15 protein-coding genes and 4 tRNA genes are annotated in these 17242 nt (G+C 57.7%); 13 read left to right on the top strand and 6 right to left on the bottom strand.

The features are described 5' to 3' along the window. Window positions 1–90 precede the first annotated feature (90 nt). Window positions 91–387 (top strand): ComEA family DNA-binding protein, encoded by a 297-nt coding sequence (locus R5R33_RS02275; RefSeq protein ID WP_318954446.1) that lies wholly within the window; start codon window positions 91–93, stop codon window positions 385–387. A 574-nt stretch (window positions 388–961) separates the two neighbouring features. On the opposite strand, the gene R5R33_RS02270 is transcribed toward R5R33_RS02275, so the two are convergent. Both R5R33_RS02270 and R5R33_RS02265 read right to left on the bottom strand, forming a co-directional pair. Then, window positions 962–1037: transfer RNA gene (locus tag R5R33_RS02270), tRNA-Asn, on the bottom strand. A gap of 77 nt (window positions 1038–1114) precedes the next feature. Next, window positions 1115–1190, bottom strand: a tRNA-Asn gene (locus R5R33_RS02265). 231 nt (window positions 1191–1421) lie between these two features. Here R5R33_RS02265 and uvrB point away from each other — a divergent pair. Beyond that, the gene (gene uvrB / locus R5R33_RS02260) at window positions 1422–3437 is read left to right on the top strand and encodes an excinuclease ABC subunit UvrB (protein ID WP_318954445.1); all 2016 of its coding nucleotides are present in this window, start codon (window positions 1422–1424) and stop codon (window positions 3435–3437) included. Window positions 3438–3530: 93 nt separating this feature from the next. Here the strand turns inward: uvrB and R5R33_RS02255 are convergent, their stop codons facing one another. The 4 genes from R5R33_RS02255 to R5R33_RS02240 all read right to left on the bottom strand — a co-directional run bounded on the left by R5R33_RS02255 (window position 3531) and on the right by R5R33_RS02240 (window position 7492). Beyond that, window positions 3531–4241, bottom strand: coding sequence for a peptidase (locus R5R33_RS02255; RefSeq protein WP_318954444.1), 711 nt, complete (start codon window positions 4239–4241; stop codon window positions 3531–3533). A 70-nt stretch (window positions 4242–4311) separates the two neighbouring features. Beyond that, the gene (locus tag R5R33_RS02250; protein WP_318954443.1) at window positions 4312–5133 is read right to left on the bottom strand and encodes a transglutaminase family protein; all 822 of its coding nucleotides are present in this window, start codon (window positions 5131–5133) and stop codon (window positions 4312–4314) included. After that, window positions 5130–6065, bottom strand: coding sequence for an alpha-E domain-containing protein (locus R5R33_RS02245; RefSeq protein WP_318954442.1), 936 nt, complete (start codon window positions 6063–6065; stop codon window positions 5130–5132). The genes R5R33_RS02250 and R5R33_RS02245 overlap by 4 nt, the downstream gene beginning before the upstream one ends. Next, on the bottom strand, window positions 6059–7492 hold the full coding sequence (locus R5R33_RS02240; protein WP_318954441.1) for a circularly permuted type 2 ATP-grasp protein: 1434 nt from the start codon (window positions 7490–7492) through the stop codon (window positions 6059–6061). The genes R5R33_RS02245 and R5R33_RS02240 overlap by 7 nt, the downstream gene beginning before the upstream one ends. 187 nt (window positions 7493–7679) lie before the next feature. On the opposite strand from R5R33_RS02240, the gene R5R33_RS02235 reads away from it, so the two are divergent. The 11 genes from R5R33_RS02235 (at window position 7680) to R5R33_RS02185 (ending at window position 17198) form a co-directional block, all read left to right on the top strand. Further along, window positions 7680–7756: transfer RNA gene (locus R5R33_RS02235), tRNA-Val, on the top strand. Between the two features lie 122 nt (window positions 7757–7878). Then, window positions 7879–9813, top strand: coding sequence for a threonine--tRNA ligase (gene thrS / locus R5R33_RS02230; RefSeq protein WP_318954440.1), 1935 nt, complete (start codon window positions 7879–7881; stop codon window positions 9811–9813). A 55-nt stretch (window positions 9814–9868) separates the two neighbouring features. Beyond that, entirely contained in the window at window positions 9869–10396 is a 528-nt protein-coding gene (infC, locus tag R5R33_RS02225; protein ID WP_318954439.1) for a translation initiation factor IF-3, read from the top strand. 141 nt (window positions 10397–10537) lie between these two features. After that, window positions 10538–10732 (top strand): 50S ribosomal protein L35, encoded by a 195-nt coding sequence (rpmI, locus tag R5R33_RS02220; RefSeq protein ID WP_318954438.1) that lies wholly within the window; start codon window positions 10538–10540, stop codon window positions 10730–10732. Window positions 10733–10768: 36 nt separating this feature from the next. Continuing rightward, on the top strand, window positions 10769–11128 hold the full coding sequence (gene rplT, locus R5R33_RS02215; protein WP_280320616.1) for a 50S ribosomal protein L20: 360 nt from the start codon (window positions 10769–10771) through the stop codon (window positions 11126–11128). Between the two features lie 211 nt (window positions 11129–11339). Beyond that, a complete protein-coding gene (gene pheS, locus R5R33_RS02210; protein ID WP_318954437.1) occupies window positions 11340–12353 on the top strand; it encodes a phenylalanine--tRNA ligase subunit alpha in 1014 nt (337 codons plus the stop codon). 77 nt (window positions 12354–12430) lie between these two features. Then, a complete protein-coding gene (gene pheT, locus R5R33_RS02205; RefSeq protein WP_318954436.1) occupies window positions 12431–14815 on the top strand; it encodes a phenylalanine--tRNA ligase subunit beta in 2385 nt (794 codons plus the stop codon). A gap of 132 nt (window positions 14816–14947) precedes the next feature. After that, entirely contained in the window at window positions 14948–15253 is a 306-nt protein-coding gene (gene ihfA, locus R5R33_RS02200) for an integration host factor subunit alpha (RefSeq protein ID WP_010131375.1), read from the top strand. Further along, a complete protein-coding gene (locus R5R33_RS02195) occupies window positions 15234–15599 on the top strand; it encodes a MerR family transcriptional regulator (RefSeq protein WP_318954435.1) in 366 nt (121 codons plus the stop codon). The genes ihfA and R5R33_RS02195 overlap by 20 nt, the downstream gene beginning before the upstream one ends. Before the next feature lie 129 nt (window positions 15600–15728). Next, window positions 15729–15805 (top strand) — tRNA-Pro (locus R5R33_RS02190). Window positions 15806–15992: 187 nt separating this feature from the next. Then, window positions 15993–17198: a tyrosine-type recombinase/integrase gene (locus R5R33_RS02185; protein ID WP_318954434.1), complete on the top strand. Its 1206-nt coding sequence runs from the start codon at window positions 15993–15995 to the stop codon at window positions 17196–17198. Window positions 17199–17242: the final 44 nt, after the last annotated feature.

Genomic DNA, 17242 nt, shown 5'->3' with positions numbered 1-17242 from the left:
CGAGAAATTTGTTGGTAAAGTCACTTCCGCTTGGGGAGGTATGTGGTCCCATGGAATGACGACCAATAAACAGACTAAAAGGAATTTACCATGAAATTTTTCCGTATCCCGCTGGCAGCACTTTTCGCGATTTCTCTGATGCTGGTTAATGTCCAGCAAGCGAGTGCTGAAGAGCCTGTTGTACAGGAGCAGATACTGGTTAACCTGAATACTGCAACAGCCGAAGAGTTGTCTGCGGCGCTTGAAGGAGTAGGGCCTGCAAAAGCGGAGCTTATCGTTCAATACCGGGATCAGAACGGGAAATTCTCAAGCATCGAGCAGTTGCTCGAGGTAAAAGGAATCGGTGTTGCAACACTGGAGAAGAACAAGAGTCGAATTCAGTTGTAACAGAAATACCAAGACGGCGCCTCAGGGCGCTGTCTTTTTGTGAGTAGGGCCCGATTTTGCATCTGGGCCGAAATTGTTCTAACGGTGGCAATTTATCTATATGTGATGGGCGATCAGAGGTGGTTAGAGTTATATAGTTTTCTTATTTCTCGATTATGCGTGCGGAAGAGGAGCGTCTCGCCAGTGAACAACTGCAGATGTTCCTTGGCGAGCTGAAAGAGGCTAGCGCCCGTCAGGACGTCGAGGCCGTTCACCGTTCACCGTTTGCTGGTTGAGTCAGTAAAAGACTATGCGCCCAAGCAGCAGTTGATTGATACGGTATGGGCCCAGGCTTTGGAAGAAGAGGTTAGTGGTTTGCCGCTACCTGCTGCGCGTGCGGAGGTTAAGCGCTTGCCGGTGGTAACTCTGGGAAATACGCAGCGTATTACCGGGGAAATACCTGAGGTTTAATTTGCGTCGAGGTGGTGTTGGCAAAGCCCTGAGGGTCTCGCGGGGCTTTTGGCGTAGAAGGTGAATTTTTCCAGGGTAGAAAAGAAAAACCCCGCGACCTTTTCAGGTGCGGGGTTTCTTTATTTGGCTCCGCCTGCTGGGCTCGAACCAGCGACCCAATGATTAACAGTCATTTGCTCTACCAACTGAGCTAAGGCGGAACTGTATGGTTGAACGGCCTTTCATCCGCTCTAAAGAAAAACCTCGCAGTTGTTACCGGCTGCGAGGTTTCTTTGTTTGGCTCCGCCTGCTGGGCTCGAACCAGCGACCCAATGATTAACAGTCATTTGCTCTACCAACTGAGCTAAGGCGGAATAGTGTCTGATCGGTCTCGATTTAAGGTCTCGTTCAGATGGCGCGTATCTTATAGAGCACCTCAGGGCAGGTCAACCCTCTTTATTCAAAAATAACTCATTGATTTTACAGTGATTATATTCTGCTCGGTGGGGCGCGGTTCTGCCTGGTTTGTCCCACCCGGGGCATAGCGCCTACAATTTCCCGCTTGCATATGCCCGCTCCGGGCATGGACAGTTTAGGTGAATACTATGGAATCCAGACCGTTTCAGGTTGCCAGTAAGTATGCGCCCGCCGGCGATCAGCCGGCGGCTATCGAGGCGCTGGTAGAAGGCATCAATGATGGTCTGGCGCATCAGACACTGCTGGGTGTGACCGGCTCAGGGAAAACGTTCACAATGGCGAACGTCATCGAGCGGTTGCAGCGGCCTGCCATCGTGATGGCGCACAACAAAACGCTGGCGGCACAGCTCTACGGGGAGTTGCGGGATTTCTTCCCGCGCAATGCGGTGGAGTATTTCGTGTCCTATTACGACTACTATCAGCCTGAGGCCTATGTGCCTTCGTCCGATACTTTTATCGAGAAGGACGCTTCCGTTAACGAGCACATCGAGCAAATGCGCCTGTCCGCCACCAAGGCATTGATTGAGCGCAAGGATGTGATTGTCGTCGCCACCGTTTCTGCCATCTACGGCTTGGGTGACCCGGACAAGTACCTGAAAATGGTGCTTCACCTGGATCGGGGCGATATCGTTGACCAGCGAACCATTCTGCGCCGTCTCGCAGAGTTACAGTACACCCGCAATGACGCCGACTTTCGTCGCGCCACCTATCGCGTGCGCGGCGATATCATCGATATCTACCCGGCAGATTCTGACCTGGAAGCGGTACGCCTGTCACTTTTCGATGAGGAAATCGAAGAAATCACCCTGTTCGACCCCTTGACCGGTGAGGTGCTGCAGAAAGTGCCGCGCATCACCATCTTTCCCAAGTCCCACTATGTGACGCCGCGCGAGACGATTCTCGAAGCGATAGATCGGATCAAGGAGGAGCTGAAGGACCGCCTGGAACAGTTGCGTGAAAACAACAAGCTGCTGGAAGCGCAGCGCCTGGAGCAGCGCACCCGTTACGACCTGGAAATGATGCAGGAACTTGGATACTGCAACGGTGTGGAGAACTACTCTCGCTATCTGTCCGGTCGCGACGCCGGGCAGCCGCCGCCCACGCTGTTCGACTATCTGCCGCACGATTCCCTGTTGTTTATCGATGAGAGTCACGTCACTGTGCCGCAGATCGGCGGTATGTACCGAGGCGACCGTTCGCGCAAGGAGACGCTGGTGGAGTACGGCTTCCGGTTACCATCGGCGCTGGATAACCGCCCGCTGAAATTCGAAGAGTGGGAGCAGCTCTCCCCGCAGACCATTTTTGTCTCGGCCACACCGGGCAAGTACGAGGGCGAGCATGCCGGCGCTGTGGTGGAGCAGGTGGTCCGCCCCACGGGGCTTGTGGACCCGGTGGTGGAGGTGCGTCCCGCCGCTACCCAGGTGGATGACACCCTGTCGGAAATCCATCGTTGCGTTGCCGCTGACCAGCGTGTGCTGATCACCGTGTTGACCAAGCGCATGGCGGAAGACCTGACCGAGTATCTCCAGGACAACAATGTGCGGGTGCGTTATCTGCACTCGGATATCGACACGGTGGAGCGGGTCGAGATCATCCGTGATCTGCGTATTGGCGAATTCGATGTACTGGTGGGAATCAACCTGCTGCGGGAAGGTTTGGATATGCCGGAAGTATCCCTGGTGGCGATTTTCGATGCGGACAAGGAGGGTTTCCTGCGCTCCGATCGCTCACTGATCCAGACCATCGGTCGCGCTGCGCGTAATCTGGAGGGCAGGGCAATTCTGTATGCAGACCGCATCACCGACTCGATGCAGCGGGCCTTGGATGAAACCGAGCGCCGTCGCGAAAAGCAGTTACAGCACAACGCCGAGCACGGGATCACCCCGAAGGGGATTCGCAAAAGCGTTGCGGATATCTTGGAGGGGGCGATCGCACCCGGTGTGCCTGCTCGCGGGCGTCGCAAGGTGGCTGAGAAAGGTGGTACCTACAAGGCCGACCAGAAACCGCTCACCGAACAGCAGCGCTGGGCCCGAATCGAAGAGCTGGAAGAGCAGATGTATAACCACGCCAAGAACCTAGAATTCGAAGCAGCGGCCAAATTGCGTGACGAGATTTCCAGGCTCAAGGAGCCTGGCGACATCTAACTTGTCTGGTTCGGTTGTTTCACGTTTGGCGGTGGTTCCGGCGTGGGCGCACTCTGTACTGTAGATGTCTGTCCGTCAAAGGTATTTCCCGCGTTACGGCATGCCATCAAACAACTGCTTGATGCCGCTGCTCCATGCCCGGCGCAGCCGGTTGAAGTAGTCGTCGCCTTCCGCGATCCGCTCAATGGACAGTTCCAGTGTATTGTTGCGATAAATCGCTGTGTCCAGCGGCATGCCCACCGAGAGGTTGGAGTGCATGGTGGAGTCGAAAGAAATTAGCGCGCACTTCATGGCCTGCTCGAGACCGGTGTCATGGCGAATGATGCGATCCAGGATCGGCTTTCCGTATTTGCTTTCGCCGATCTGCAGATAGGGCGTGTCTTCGGTGCTCTCAATAAAATTGCCTTCCGGATAAATATGGAACAGGCTCGGTGCCTCTCCTTGGATCTGGCCGCCGAACAGAACGTGGCACCCAAAATCCACACCGGCGTGCTGCTGGCCCTTGGCGTTTGCGGCAATAATGGATTTGACCTGCTCGCCGATAATTTCCGCTGCCTGAAACATGCTGTGTGCGGTTAATAGGCTGGCCTGTTTGTCGTCTGTGGCCTGAATTTTCAGGCGGCTGACAAGGCTCTGGGAGGTGGCCAGGTTGCCGGAGGTCAGCAGGGCGAAGCTGCATTTTCCTGGCTGCTGAAACAGATGCATTTTGCGGAAGCTGGCAATCTGGTCGACACCGGCATTGGTGCGTGTATCTGCGGCAAAGATCAGCCCACCTTTCAGCCGCATGGCAATGCAGTACGTCATGGAATTCCTGTTCACATAATGTGCGAATGCAACATAGCACGGCGTTCGGAGCTTGTCATGACGCGGCCCGCTACTGCTGGGCCTGCTCTTCCGACTGGCGTCGGTCAATTTGGTCCACCAGCGCATAGGCGCGCATGGACTCGTTACCACCGCCCCAGCGAACCCCTCTAACTGGTGAGGCGTCCAGATAGTCGATGCCGTGCGCCAGCTTGAGGTGGCGATTGTTGGTGGCGAGACCGTTGCTGATATCAAAACTGTACCAGGCGTCGTTTACCCAGGCTTCGGCCCAGGCGTGGCTGGCAATGTGCTGGTCGTCTCCCGCGTGCAGATAACCGCTGACGTAGCGCGCCGGGATTCCCAGCCAGCGGCAGCAGGCAATAAAAATATGGCTGTGGTCCTGGCACACGCCGAAACCCTGGGCGAAGGCATCGGCGGCACTGCTCTGTACATGGGTGATCCCGGGGCGATAGGGGATGCGTTCCAGCAGCGCGGTCATCAGTTCGATCAACTGATGGCGTTCCGGCTGGCCTTTCTCGGTACTGAAACCGCGGGTAAATTCGCGCATGGACTCGCTCATTTCCGTGAGTTCAGATGTTCGCAGGAATACCTGTGGTGGCACCCGGTTTTCGGTTTCTGGTATTTCGGTTTCACTGATTTCCGCAGTGCCGCGCGCGCGAATAGTGATGCCGCGGTGCGGCTGGTCGACGGTACAGACGTGGAGTTTGTTGCCGTAGGCGTCGGTGGTCGCCTGCACCGATCCGGGGGTGTCGAGTTGCCACTGCAGAACCTTTTGGCCGGGCAATTGGCGGGGTGTCAGTCGCAGGTACTGGATGCTGTGGGCCACCTCGGTGTCATAGGAAAAATCCGTTACGTGATCGATGCTGAGTTTCATGCGCCCTCCCAGTAACTGAGGTGAATTTCATCGCCGATGGTGTGGATGCGCCGCAGCAGATCCTTGAGGTATTTGTGCAGGCCGAATTCGAGAATGAAATCTACCTCCCCGTATTCCAGGCGGGCCTGTAGTTCTGCGCACAGGCGTTTGGCCGCGAGCCCCTGGTCGCCGTTGATGACCACCAGCAGCTGCATGATGGAACCTACGCAATAGCGCAGCGAACGAGGCAGCTCGGCGGAGAGAATCAGCAGCTCGGTGACATTGCGCACCGAAAGACCGCCGGTATAGCTGTAGTGATAGGCCTCGTAGGCACCAAGGCTCTGGAGCAGGGAGTTCCACTGGTAAAAATCGATGGCCTGGTTACTGTCGTGCTGGTTGGCCATGGCTTCGAGTTTGGCACTGAGGATACGCGCCGTGTTGTCGGCGCGTTCGATGAAAGTCCCCAGGCGCATGAAGTGGAATGCCAGGTTGTGCAGCATGGTGCCGTAAGCGGCACCGCGAAATTCATGTGAGCGCTGCTTGATCCAGTCGAGCAGTCCCTTCACGCCTTCGTGGTGGATGCCTCGCTGGCGCCGATGGCGCAGTTCGAGCCAGGTTGCGTTAATGCTTTCCCACGCCTCGGAGGACAGTCGATCGCGCACGCTGTGGGCATTGGCGCGCGCCTGCTGAATACAGCTGAAGATTGAGCCGTCGTTCTGCTCATCAAACAGGAAGAAATCCAGCAGGGCTTCGGCGCTCACCTGTTGGTGGCGTTCGCGAAACTGGTCCAGGCGGCCGGTGATTGTCAGCGGCGCCAGTAATTCCTGTTGCCCACCCTTTGAATTTGGCATCAATGCCATGTTGTGAGTGACGTCCAGCAGGCGGGTGATGTTTTCCGCTCGCTCCAGGCTGCGCGCCATCCAGTAAATGTTGCTCGCGGTACGACTCAGCATGCGCTTCCCTCCAGAACCCAGGTGTCCTTGGTGCCCCCGCCCTGGGATGAGTTGACCACCAGTGAGCCCTTGCGCAGGGCTACTCGGGTGAGGCCGCCGGGCACGATCCTGACCTCGCGCCCGGTCAGTACAAATGGGCGCAGGTCGATATGCCGGGGCGCAATGCCTTCTTCCACCATGGTGGGGCAGGTGGAAAGGCACAGGGTGGGTTGCGCGATGTAGTTGGCGGGGTTGTTACGCAGCAGCTGCCGGAACCGCTCGATTTCGTCGCCGCTGGCCTTGGGGCCGATCAGCATCCCGTAACCGCCGGCGCCGTGGACTTCCTTGACCACCAGTTGATCGAGGTTTTCCAGTACGTAATCCAGGTCCTCCTGCTTGCGGCACTGCCAGGTGGGGACGTTGTTCAGGATTGGCGTTTCGTCCAGATAAAAGCGGATCATGTCCGGCACATACGGGTAAATGGATTTGTCGTCCGCCACCCCGGTGCCGAGAGCATTGGTGATCACCACGTTGCCGTCGCGATAGGCGGAGAGCAGTCCGGGCACGCCGAGCATGGAGTCGGGGTTGAATGCCAGCGGGTCGAGGAACGCATCATCGATTCGCCGGTAGATGACATGTACCCGGCGCGGGCCTGCCGTGGTGCGCATGAACACGCAGCCATTGCGCACGAACAGGTCGGCACCTTCCACCAGGGGTACGCCCATCTGCTGCGCAAGGAAGGCGTGCTCGAAAAACGCGCTGTTGTAGCGCCCCGGTGTCACCACCACCACGCAGGGGCTGTCCGCCTCGCTCGCGCACTGCAGGGTGTCGAGGAGCAGGTTGGGGTAGTGCTCAACCGGAGCCACACTTTGGGCCAGAAAGAGCTCCGGAAACAGGCGCATCATCATTTTGCGGTTTTCGAGCATGTACGACACGCCGGAGGGGGTGCGCAGGTTGTCCTCCAGTACGTAGTACTCGCCATCGCTTGCGCGAATTAGATCGACACCGGTGATGTGGGCATAGGTCTCCCCGGGCAGGTCCACACCCAGCATCGCCACCTGGAATTGCTGGTTGGTGAGCACCTGTTCTGCCGGGATGATGCCGGCATTAAGGATGTCCTGGTCGTGATAGATGTCGTGCAGGAAGCGGTTGAGGGCGGCAACCCGCTGGCGCAATCCGAGTTCCAGATATTGCCATTCCGTGGCGGGGATGATGCGGGGGATAAGGTCGAAGGGAATCAGGCGTTCGGTGCCTTCTTCCTCGCCATACACATTGAAGGTGATGCCGAAGCGGCGAAACAGGGTGTCGGCTTCGTTGCGCTTCTGTTCCAGGGTGAGGCTTGGGGTTGCTCGCAGCCAGTCTACGTAGGCCTGGTAGTGCTCTCTTGGGTGTTCGCCGGTAAGCGTCTCATCGTACTGCCCGGGGGAGGGGGGCTGGATCTCTGTCATCCGTGTATCCATTTATTGTTGCTCTGGTTTCAATTAGCAAGCACCGTGCCAGCGCCCTCACTTCACCTCGCGGTGCGCCGCCAGTGGCAATATGAAAAAGTCAGTCCTAAGTTGTTGATTTGCCTAAAAACCGGTGCTAAAGTTCGCGTCCTCTGCAGCAGGGGGCTACCCTGGCCTGCTACTCTTCAGACCCATAGCTCAGTTGGTTAGAGCGTTGCCTTGACATGGCAAAGGTCAGCAGTTCGAGTCTGCTTGGGTCTACCATTTTCCCGCGAGTTTTTTCTTTAAGTTTGATCTTGCTCGCTCCGGGCGCCATGCCCGCCACCACCAGTGTGAATCACGCGGTCTTTCGTAGGGATCGCCACTGATAGAAATAAGGAAGTGCAATGCCTGTTGTCACCCTCCCTGACGGTTCCCGTCGCGAATTTTCCGCTCCTGTTTCCGTATTCGACGTTGCCAATGATATCGGTCCCGGTCTGGCCAAAGCCGCACTCGCCGGTGTTGTCGACGGTAAGGAAGTGGATACCAGTTTTGTTATCGATCACGACGCGAATCTCGCCATCGTGACCGATCGCCAGCCGGAAGGGCTGGAAGTTATCCGTCACTCCACCGCCCACCTGCTGGCCCAGGCGGTCAAGCAGCTGTATCCCGGTGCCCAGGTCACTATTGGCCCGGTTATTGAAGACGGTTTCTATTACGATTTTGCCTACGAGCGTCAATTTACCCCCGAAGATCTCGAGAAGATCGAAGCGCGCATGGAAGAACTGGCCAAGGAAGATATTCCGGTCAGTCGTCGTCTGCTGCCGCGCGATGAGGCGGTAACTTATTTCCGCGAGATGGGTGAGGAGTACAAGGCGGAGATCATCGCCAGCATTCCCACCAATGAAGATATCTCCCTGTATCGCCAGGGCGACTTCGAAGACCTCTGTCGCGGTCCGCACGTGCCGTCTACCGGTAAGCTGAAAGCGTTCAAGCTCACCAAGGTGGCCGGTGCCTACTGGCGCGGTGATGCGAAGAACGAAATGCTGACCCGTGTTTACGGTACTGCGTGGGCGAACAAGAAAGACCTGAATGCCTACCTGCACCGCATTGCGGAAGCGGAAAAGCGCGACCACCGCAAGCTGGCCAAGAAGTTCGACCTGTTCCATATTCAGGAAGAGGCGCCGGGTATGGTGTTCTGGCACCCGAACGGCTGGACCGTGTACAGCACCATCGAGCAGTACATGCGCAGCCGCCAGCGCGAGCGCGGCTATAAAGAGATCAAGACCCCGCAGCTGGTGGATATCTCCCTGTGGCAGAAATCCGGCCATGCGGAAAAGTTTGCCGACGGCATGTTCACCCTGACCAGTGAAGAGCGTCAGTTTGCGATCAAGCCCATGAACTGTCCCTGCCACGTGCAGGTGTTCAATCAGGGCCTGCGCAGCTACCGCGACCTGCCGCTGCGTCTGGCGGAATTCGGTTCCTGTCACCGCAGTGAGCCCTCCGGCTCCCTGCACGGTTTGATGCGCGTGCGCGGCTTTGTGCAGGACGATGGCCACATTTTCTGTACCGAAGACCAGATCCAGTCCGAAGTGTCCGAGTTCATGGACCTGCTGCACGCGGTGTACAACGACTTCGGCTTCGACGAAGTGATCTATCGTTTATCTACCCGTCCTGAACAGCGCGTCGGTTCTGACGAAAGCTGGGACAAGGCGGAAAAGGCACTGGCAGACGCACTGAATGCCGCAGGCCTGCCGTGGGAAGAGCTGCCGGGCGAGGGCGCCTTCTACGGGCCCAAGATCGAGTTCTCCCTCAAGGACTGCCTCGGTCGTGTGTGGCAGTGCGGTACGATTCAGGTGGATTTCTCCATGCCCGGTCGCCTCGGCGCCCAGTATGTGGCGGAAGATGGTTCACGCCAGGCACCGGTGATGCTGCATCGCGCGACTCTTGGGTCATTCGAGCGCTTTATCGGCATTCTGATCGAAAACTACGAGGGTGCCTTCCCGACCTGGCTGGCGCCCCAGCAGGTGGCGGTGCTGAATATCACCGATCGCCAGTCCGAATACTGTCGCGGTCTCGAGTCAAAATTAGGTGAGGAAGGTTTCCGCGCCGCCGCCGACTTGAGAAACGAGAAGATCGGCTTTAAAATCCGCGAGCACACGCTCCAGCGTGTACCTTATCTGCTGGTGATCGGCGATAAGGAAGTGGAAAACCAGACGGTCGCCGTGCGTACCCGCAGCGGGGAAGACCTTGGAACCATGACTTATGAGTCGTTCCTTGGCCTCCTGCGTGAGGATGTCGCTCGCCGCGGCCGTTCGTCTATTGCGGGCGCACAAGAATAAGCGCCCCTAAGACTTTTTTGTTGGGTAACCGGAGACGAGAGTTATTAACCGAGAAATGAAAGGACGGTCCAAAAAGGCCCGTATCAATGATCAGATCGAAGCATCACAGGTACGTCTGATCGGTGCGGATGGTGAACAGGTAGGTGTTGTTTCTCTGGAAGAGGCGCTGGAAGTAGCGCAGAAGGCCAGCCTGGATCTCGTTGAAATTGCTCCGGACTCAGATCCCATAGTCTGTAAAGTCATGGACTACGGGAAGCATGTATTCGAGGCCAAGAAAGCCAAGAATGCTGCCAAGAAGAAACAAAAGCAGCAGCAGATCAAGGAAATGAAATTCCGCCCCGGTACCGATATCGGGGACTACAACATCAAGCTGCGCGCCCTGACCCGCTTCCTCGAAGACGGCGACAAGGCGAAAGTATCCCTGCGTTTCCGCGGCCGTGAAATGGCCCACCAGGAGCTGGGGATGGAAATGATGCAGCGCATCGAGAAAGATCTCGAGGAGCTGGGTATCGTGGAGCAGCGGCCGAAAATGGAAGGTCGCCAGATGATCATGGTCATCGCTCCCGGTAAAAAGAAAAAGTAAGCCTCAAGGGTAACCTTGGGTCTACTTTTCGGGAAGTGATCGGGCGACGGCTGCCTTCTCACTCCCGTTTAGTCGCAGGCCTCGGCCTGTGGCCAGTTAACAAAACCCATTCGTGGGTCAATATTCAATTTGGAGTACAAAATGCCGAAAGCAAAAGTACACAGTGGCGCTGCCAAGCGCTTCAAAAAGACTGCTGCGGGCTACAAGCACAAGCACGCTAACAAGAGCCACATCCTCACCAAGATGACCACCAAGCGTAAGCGTCAGCTGCGCGGCACCTCGACTATGAACAAGTCTGATGCCACCCTGGTCGATCGCATGCTGCGCGCCAGATAACTGGCACCATTCGCAAAGGTTTAAGAGGATAGAAGTATGGCCCGTGTAAAACGTGGTGTAGTGGCGCGTCGTAGTCACAAGAAAATTCTGAAGCAGGCTAAAGGTTACTACGGTGCACGTTCGCGTGTATTCCGCGTAGCCAAGCAGGCAGTCATCAAAGCTGGTCAGTACGCTTACCGCGACCGTCGCGTTAAGAAGCGTAACTTCCGCGCTCTGTGGATCACGCGTATCAACGCTCAGTCCCGCGCTGAAGGCATGAGCTACAGCCGACTGATTGCTGGCCTGAAAAAGGCGGATATCGCTCTGGATCGCCGTGTTCTGGCTGATCTGGCGGTATACGATAAAGCCGCTTTTGCTGCCGTAGTTGAAAAAGCCAAGGCAGCCCTGGCAGCTTAATTAGCGCCTACAGAATGAATCGGCCCGCGAGGGCGGATTTATGCTTTAAAAATAGGGAAGGGCTGTCCAGCTCTTCCCTATTTTTTTTATGGCTGCTTTTTGAAGAAAGTTGCCCATTAAAAAATAGAAAGAATTCGAAACGTATCCGGCGATTAACATCGGGTGCGGAAAACAGTACTTGTCACTCATTGATCACAACGAGAAGATTTCAATGCAAGAGTTGCAGTCCCTCACCGAGCAGGCGCTGGCACTGGTAGCCGAGGCCGGAGACCTGGCGGCCCTGGATCAGGTGCGGGTAGATTACCTGGGTAAAAAAGGCCAGATCACCGAGCAGCTGAAAGGTCTCGGCAAACTGTCTGCCGAGGAGCGTCCAGCGGCGGGTGCCAAAATTAACGAAGCCAAGCAGCAGGTACAGGACGCCATCAATGTGCGTCGCGAGGCGATGGGAAAAGCGGCCATCGAAGAGAAGCTGGCCAAGGAAACCATCGACGTCTCCTTGCCCGGTCGCGGTGAGCATCAGGGCAGCATGCACCCGATCACCCGCACCCTGCGCCGCATCGAAGAAATTTTCCAGCGCCTCGGATTTTCCGTGGAGCAGGGCCCGGAAGTGGAAGGGGACTACTACAACTTCGAAGCCCTGAATATTCCCGCGCACCACCCGGCGCGCGCCATGCACGATACCTTCTATATCGATCCCTCCACGGTGCTGCGCACGCACACTTCGTCCGTGCAGATCCGCACCATGGAGAAGACCAATCCGCCCCTGCGCATCATCTGCCCGGGCCGTGTGTACCGTTGCGACTCCGACGTTACCCACTCGCCGATGTTCCACCAGGTGGAAGGTCTGGTGATTGATGAGGGCGTGAGCTTCGCGCACCTGAAAGGCTGTATTGACCAGTTCCTGAAAGCCTTCTTTGAGGCCGATGTGCCGGTGCGTTTCCGCCCGTCCTATTTCCCGTTCACCGAGCCCTCCGCGGAGGCCGACATCCAGTGCACCAACTGTGGCGGCGAAGGCTGTCGCGTTTGCTCCGGTACCGGCTGGCTGGAAATCCTCGGCTGTGGCATGGTGCACCCGAACGTGTTGGCGTCCTGCGACATCGACAGCGAAAAATACTCCGGTTTTGCCTTTGGTCTCGGCGTAGAGCGCATGGCAATGCTGCGCTATGGCGTTAACGACCTGCGCCTGTTCTTCGACAACGACCTGCGATTCCTGAAGCAGTTCTAACGAAGCACACCTGTAAGAGCCTGCTCGCAGGCGAACAACAAACAGCGCAAAACAGAATTCAGAATTAGAGAACGATTATGAAATTCAGCAATGCATGGTTGCGGGAGTGGGTAAACCCGGACCTCACAGCACAACAGCTGGCCGACCAGATCACCATGGCAGGTCTGGAAGTGGACGCCGTGGAGCCGGTCGCTGGCAATTTTTCCGGTGTGGTAGTGGGCGAGATCGTCGCCTGTGAACAGCACCCGGACGCCGACAAGCTGCGTGTCTGTAAAGTAAAAGGCCACCCGGAAGGGGAAATGCAGGTGGTCTGCGGTGCGCCCAACGCGCGCGTCGGCATCAAGATCCCGTTTGCACTGGTTGGTGCGGCACTGCCCGGCGATTTCAAAATCAAGAAAGCCAAGCTGCGCGGCGTCGAGAGCTTCGGCATGCTGTGTTCGCAGACCGAGCTCGAGCTGGGTACTGATAACGATGGTATCTGGGAGTTGCCGGCGGATGCGCCCACCGGCGCCGATCTGCGCGAATACCTGCTGCTGAACGACAGCGCCATCGAGGTGGACCTGACCCCCAACCGCTCCGACTGCCTCGGCGTTGCCGGCATCGCGCGCGAAGTGGGTGTGCTCAACCGCTGTGCGGTCACCGCGCCCGCCATCGAGCCGGTAGCTGCTACTGTCGACGACAGTTTCCCGGTTTCCCTGCTGGCGGAAGATGCCTGCCCCCGTTATGTGGGTCGTATTATCCGCAATATCAACATTTCCACCGCTACTCCGCTGTGGATGCAGGAGCGCCTGCGCCGCAGTGGCGTGCGTTCCATCGACCCGGTTGTGGACGTCACCAACTACGTCCTGCTGGAACTGGGCCAGCCCATGCACGCCTTCGACCTCGCCAAACTGAGTGGCGGCATCAAGGTGCGCATGGCAGAGCAGGGCGAAAAGCTCACTCTGCTGGATGAGCAGGAGGTGGAACTGAAAGCCGACACCCTGCTGATTGCCGACGAGAAGGGCCCGCTGGCCATCGCCGGTATCATGGGTGGCCTCGATTCCTCCGTGACCGAAAGCACCAAGGATATCTTCCTCGAGAGCGCGTTCTTCAGCCCGCTGGCCATCGCCGGCAAGGCCCGCTCCTATGGCCTGCACACCGATTCCTCTCACCGTTTCGAACGCGGTGTGGATTACCGTCTGCAGGAAAAAGCCATCGAGCGCGCAACCCAGTTGCTGCTGGATATCGTCGGCGGTGAGCCGGGTCCGGTGCACCTGCGCGAAGTGACCGAATCCATGCCCGCGGAGCGCCGTATCACCCTGCGCCGTGCGCGTGTGAAAACCGGCCTAGGCATTGACCTGGCGGATAGCGAGATCGTCGACATCCTCACACGCCTGGGCCTGGAAAAGCTCTCCGAGGGCGAAGAGGGCTGGAGCTTCCTGGTGCCGAGCTTCCGCTTCGACATTTCCATCGAAGCCGACCTGCTGGAAGAGCTGGCGCGGGTGTACGGTTACAACCGCATTCCCAGCGTGAGCTTCAACGCCGCGCTGGATATCGTGCCGCGCGCCGAAGCCGCCGTGGCCCAGTCCCGCCTGGAGCAGACCCTGCTGGCGCGCGGTTACCAGGAAGCCATCACCTTCAGCTTTATCGATCGCGACACCTCCGCGCGCTTCGATCCGGAAGTGGCCCCGGTCGCCCTGCAGAACCCGATCAGCGCCGAACTCTCCGTCATGCGTACCACGCTGATGGCGGGCTTGGTCAAAACCCTGCAGTACAACCTCAACCGCCAGCAGGATCGCCTGCGCCTGTTTGAAACCGGCCTGCGCTTTGTGCCCGGCCAGTCCGTTCAGGAGCTGAAGCAGGAGCGCATGATCGCCGGCCTAATCTATGGCACCCGTCAGCCGGAAGGCTGGACCGGTGGCAAGGATCTGGTGGACTTCTTTGACATCAAGGCCGATGTGGAAGCGCTGCTGGCGCACTACGACGCCGGTGCCGAGTTCAGCTTCACCCCTGCGAAGCATCCCGCCCTGCACCCCGGCCAGTGCGCGCAGGTACTGCGCAAGGGCGTACCGGTTGGCATCATTGGTGCACTGCATCCGCAGCTGCAGCAGGCCTACGATCTGCCCAAGTCCGCCTACCTGTTCGAGCTCAGCCTGGATGGAATGGGGGAGGCCAAGATCCCGTCTTTCTCCCCGCTGTCCAAGTTCCCGGAAGTGCGCCGCGATCTGGCGGTACTGGCGGATGCGGAAACCCCGGTGGGCGAACTTGCCCAAACCGCGGTTGAAGCGGCCGGCGAATATTTGACGGACTTCAACATTTTTGACGTCTATCAGGGCAAAGGCATTGATTTTAATAGAAAAAGTGTCGCCATGGGCTTGACCTTTCAGCATCCCTCGCGCACCCTTAACGACGAAGAAATCAATGCCGCTGTCGAAGCGGTCGTCCGTCAACTGGAAAATAAATACAACGCCAGTCTGCGCTAAACCGGTCAACGCTCCGGGATACGCAAGCTGACGAGCGTATCCCGAGAGCGTCTGCCTCTGGGTTACAAGCCAATGCGGTACCAGGCTTAAAAACCGGGAGTCGACGCCTCTGAATCTGTTGGGTAGATACCAATGACAGAGGCACTGACCAAAGCCGGGCTCGCCGAGAAGTTGTACGAAGAGCTGGGTTTCAACAAGCGCGAAGCCAAAGAGATCGTCGAGTTTTTCTTCGAGGAAATCCGCAACGCCCTTGAAAATAACGAGCAGGTCAAACTGTCAGGGTTTGGCAATTTTGACCTGCGCGATAAAAGCCAGCGCCCGGGGCGTAACCCCAAAACTGGCGAAGAAATTCCCATATCCGCAAGAAGGGTGGTTACCTTCAAGCCCGGCCAAAAACTCAAGGCAAGAGTAGAAGAAGATGCTGGAAGCGAGTCATAACAGCGAACTCCCCGTCATCCCGGGGAAACGCTATTTCACCATTGGTGAGGTCAGCGAGCTGTGCGCCGTCAAACCGCATGTACTGCGCTACTGGGAGCAGGAATTCCCGCAACTCAGCCCGGTAAAGCGCCGCGGCAACCGTCGGTATTATCAGCATCAGGACGTCATCCTGATCCGGCAGATCCGCGCACTCCTCTACGAAGAGGGCTACACCATTGGTGGCGCCCGTTTGCAGATGGAAACCGGGAATTCCGAGAAAGTGCAGACCGTACACCTGCAGCAGGTCATCCCGCAGATGATCGCCGAGCTGGAGGGTGTGCTTGAATTGTTGGCGGCTGACGCATGATTCAAAAAAGGCGAAAATCGGACTTGCAATCCCTCGGTACTTCGGTATGATTTGCGCCTCATCGCCAAGCGATGTCCCCTTATAAATCAAGCACTTAGGTGATTTTCACGCAGCTTGGTTTAGACCTGTCGGAGTATAGCGCAGCCTGGTAGCGCACCACACTGGGGGTGTGGGGGTCGTCAGTTCAAATCTGGCTACTCCGACCATTATTCAGTCCCATTTCGGGGCATTCTGTCGCGAACTGATTGATTTTCTTACAATCAGTTCGCGGTATCTCTCCCATCCCGTCCCATCCAAACCCACCGAAGCCCAGCGCTTTTACGGTATTTCTAGCGGTATTTGCCCCATTCTCCGTTTGCATACCGTCACCCTGTGTTATGCGGGGGTGCGAGCATGGGCAAATTAACCGTCACCGCCGTGCAAAAAGCCAAGCCGCGTGACCGGGACTACAAGCTCGCCGATGGTGCCGGGCTTTATCTGTATGTGCTGTCTTCCGGTGGGCGTAGCTGGCGTCTGGATTACCGCTACGGCGGCAAGCGCAAAACGCTGACCCTGGGACGCTTTCCCCGGGTGAGTCTGGCCGACGCGCGTCACCTTGTCATTGAAGCCCATTCCAAACTCGCGCAGGGGGTTGACCCCGCCATCGAGCGCAAGGTCCTCAAGGCCACCGCCTATCTCAATAGCAATGAGACCTTCGAGGCGGTGGCGCGCGAGTGGGCCGAGATGCACCTCGCGGACAAGTCCGCTTCCCACAAAACACGCTCCAAAGCCCTGCTGGAGAATGATCTCATTCCGGTACTGGGCGGCATCCCGATGCGGGATCTCAATGCCGTGCTGCTGCTCGGGGCCCTGCGCAAGGTCGAATCCCGCAGTATCGATATGGCCCACCGCGCCAGGGCGCTGGCGGGCCAAATCCTGCGTTACGCCGTGGCGACGGGCAGGGCGGAGCGCGATTTTACCCCCGACCTGCGCGGTGCCTTGCGCTCCCGCCGCAAATCCCATTACCCGGCGATCACCGACCCGAAGGAATTCGCGAAGTTGATGCTCGCCATCGACTATTACAACGGCACCATGACGGTGCGCAATGCGCTGAAAATTGCTCCGCTACTGATGTTGCGACCGGGCGAGCTTCGGCATATGACCTGGGAGCATGTCAATTGGGAAAAGGCGCAGCTGGAGTTTCCGGTCGGTTACATGAAGCGCAAAGATGCGCCGCACATCGTGCCGTTGTCTCGCCAGGCACTGGCGATTTTGCGGGAGCAGCAGCGCTTCAACGGGCGGTTTCCACCGGTGTTCCCCTCCGGGCACGGCCGGCGATCCTTTCTGAGCGAGAACGGTGTGCGCGCGGCACTGCGCAATATGGGCTATGCGAACTCGGTGCAAACCGTGCATGGGTTTCGCGCTTCCGCGCGGACCATTATGGACGAGGTGTTGGGTGAACGACCCGATCTGCTCGAGGCTCAACTGCACCACATGGTTCGCGACAGCACGGGACGGGCCTACAACCGTACCAGCCATCTGGAAGCGCGCCGGGAAATGCTGCAGCGCTGGGCGGACTGGATTGATGAGTCAAAACGTAATCTGAATGTGAGTGACTAACTGATTTGGCGAGTGGTGGCGTGTGATCGGTAGGGCGTATTCAT

The organism is Microbulbifer pacificus (genome assembly GCF_033723955.1).
Classification (GTDB): Bacteria; Pseudomonadota; Gammaproteobacteria; order Pseudomonadales; family Cellvibrionaceae; genus Microbulbifer; species Microbulbifer pacificus.
The sequence above is the reverse complement of the archived record's forward strand: the minus strand, read 5'-3'. Positions and strand labels throughout refer to the sequence as shown.

What these genes read in the sequence shown, in the direction of transcription:
- R5R33_RS02275 (WP_318954446.1), top strand. Translation starts at nt 91, where the DNA reads ATGAAATTTTTCCGTATCCCGCTGGCAGCACTTTTCGCGATTTCTCTG.
- uvrB (WP_318954445.1), top strand. Translation starts at nt 1,422, where the DNA reads ATGGAATCCAGACCGTTTCAGGTTGCCAGTAAGTATGCGCCCGCCGGC.
- R5R33_RS02255 (WP_318954444.1), bottom strand. Translation starts at nt 4,241, where the DNA reads ATGACGTACTGCATTGCCATGCGGCTGAAAGGTGGGCTGATCTTTGCC.
- R5R33_RS02250 (WP_318954443.1), bottom strand. Translation starts at nt 5,133, where the DNA reads ATGAAACTCAGCATCGATCACGTAACGGATTTTTCCTATGACACCGAG.
- R5R33_RS02245 (WP_318954442.1), bottom strand. Translation starts at nt 6,065, where the DNA reads ATGCTGAGTCGTACCGCGAGCAACATTTACTGGATGGCGCGCAGCCTG.
- R5R33_RS02240 (WP_318954441.1), bottom strand. Translation starts at nt 7,492, where the DNA reads ATGACAGAGATCCAGCCCCCCTCCCCCGGGCAGTACGATGAGACGCTT.
- thrS (WP_318954440.1), top strand. Translation starts at nt 7,879, where the DNA reads ATGCCTGTTGTCACCCTCCCTGACGGTTCCCGTCGCGAATTTTCCGCT.
- infC (WP_318954439.1), top strand. Translation starts at nt 9,869, where the DNA reads ATGAAAGGACGGTCCAAAAAGGCCCGTATCAATGATCAGATCGAAGCA.
- rpmI (WP_318954438.1), top strand. Translation starts at nt 10,538, where the DNA reads ATGCCGAAAGCAAAAGTACACAGTGGCGCTGCCAAGCGCTTCAAAAAG.
- rplT (WP_280320616.1), top strand. Translation starts at nt 10,769, where the DNA reads ATGGCCCGTGTAAAACGTGGTGTAGTGGCGCGTCGTAGTCACAAGAAA.
- pheS (WP_318954437.1), top strand. Translation starts at nt 11,340, where the DNA reads ATGCAAGAGTTGCAGTCCCTCACCGAGCAGGCGCTGGCACTGGTAGCC.
- pheT (WP_318954436.1), top strand. Translation starts at nt 12,431, where the DNA reads ATGAAATTCAGCAATGCATGGTTGCGGGAGTGGGTAAACCCGGACCTC.
- ihfA (WP_010131375.1), top strand. Translation starts at nt 14,948, where the DNA reads ATGACAGAGGCACTGACCAAAGCCGGGCTCGCCGAGAAGTTGTACGAA.
- R5R33_RS02195 (WP_318954435.1), top strand. Translation starts at nt 15,234, where the DNA reads ATGCTGGAAGCGAGTCATAACAGCGAACTCCCCGTCATCCCGGGGAAA.
- R5R33_RS02185 (WP_318954434.1), top strand. Translation starts at nt 15,993, where the DNA reads ATGGGCAAATTAACCGTCACCGCCGTGCAAAAAGCCAAGCCGCGTGAC.